This is a genomic window from Rahnella sp. ChDrAdgB13, assembly GCF_017655185.1.
Lineage (GTDB): Bacteria > Pseudomonadota > Gammaproteobacteria > Enterobacterales > Enterobacteriaceae > Rahnella > Rahnella contaminans.
Map to the genome: position 1 here is coordinate 1 of NZ_JAEMGT010000163.1, position 1429 is coordinate 1429.

Consider the following 1429-nt stretch of genomic DNA (forward strand, 5'->3'; position numbering starts at 1 on the left):
ACCGGTTTTCAGGGTGTAAATTGCTGAAGCTCCACTGGCATCAACAACTGCCGTCAGTTTGTCCTCAAGCGCTGCCGTGACGTCACCGATTTGCGCCTGCACCTGAGTACTTAAATCCGCCAGTCCCTGATCTACTTCAGCGATGGTGGTTTTAACCGTCAGAATATCAGCGCGCACTTCACCGTTCTGAGCGAACTGGTGATCTACAGTTGAGTTGAGGTTTAAGGCGTTCTGCAGAATGGCGTCGATGTTGGTTTCAATGTCACCCGTTAGCCGGTCCCCGTCGGAGGAATTGAGGAAATCATCCGCGATATCACCGAGGTAATCGTCGGCATTATCGTTCACCATCCCTCTGACCCAGTCGGTGTAACCTGACTCATTACCGGTCTTGTCCACCAGCTGCGCGCGGTACCAGAAAATCTGCCCTGCTTTCAGCCCAAGTTGCGTGTAAATGGCCTGCGGATATGGCACGTCGGACAGCAGCAGCGGGTTTGACTGGTCGGAATTTGGCGTGTACTGAATCTCTGTTTTCAGCGTGTCGGAGGTGTTTTCCGGGAAGCCCCAGTTCAACTGAATACCCCAGTTGATGCCGGTGGCCATGAAACCAACCGGCTTCGGCGGGTTCCCCTCTTTACCAGTCAGGGTAACTTCTACCGAATAACCCCACCCGCTTGATATCTCCGCTGCATTAATGGCACGCACACGCACCAGATAGCGGCCAGCGTAAATGCCAGGCACTTCAAACGACGTGGTAGAGCTGCGCGGAACGTTTACCCAGTTCCCGTCGTTGCGGCGCCACTGTGCCTCGTAAGCGATAGCGTTAGCCGTCGCGTCCCACGTGGCCCGCATGGTCTGAACGCTGATCCCCTGATTGACCACAGAATAAGAGCCGATCTGAATATTGGCAGGGGCAGACTGGCTGCCCGGCGGGATAACACTGATCGGGCGTTCGTCGATAATGGCGCCGGTATCAATGCGCGCGTATTTATCCGGGTCGTGATACGCCGCGGAAATGGTGAACGTATTGTCGTTGTTGTCAGAGACGCTGAGCACGCGGTATTGCTGTGCATACAGTTCGTCTGATTCAACTACCCATACGCTTTCAGATTCCGGTGTTTCACTGTAGGCGGTGGTGACAGTGACAATCTTCCCCGACACCGACTGAATTGTGCGTGACTGAGCTGCACCGGATGGAAGGTTTAAAATAAGTCGTCCACCAGCAACAGCATCCGGCACGCGGTCCAAAGTAATAGCGCGGCCGTTCACCGAACTTATACGGCCACCGGTCACTTTTCCTGACAGCATTTCGTCTGCAACCGCAATGATGTAACCCGGCTGCGGGATCATGCCATCCAGCCCGACCGAGAAAGTAATCACGCGGTCCTTATTATTGGTCAGAATACCCCAGCGCCCTTTCCTGTTTGCCTCT

General features: G+C 54.5%; 1 pseudogene. It reads right to left on the bottom strand.

Annotation, left to right across the window (positions count from 1 at the left end):
• Nucleotides 1-1429 (bottom strand): annotated as a pseudogene (locus J8X26_RS25735) (host specificity protein J); the annotation flags it as partial.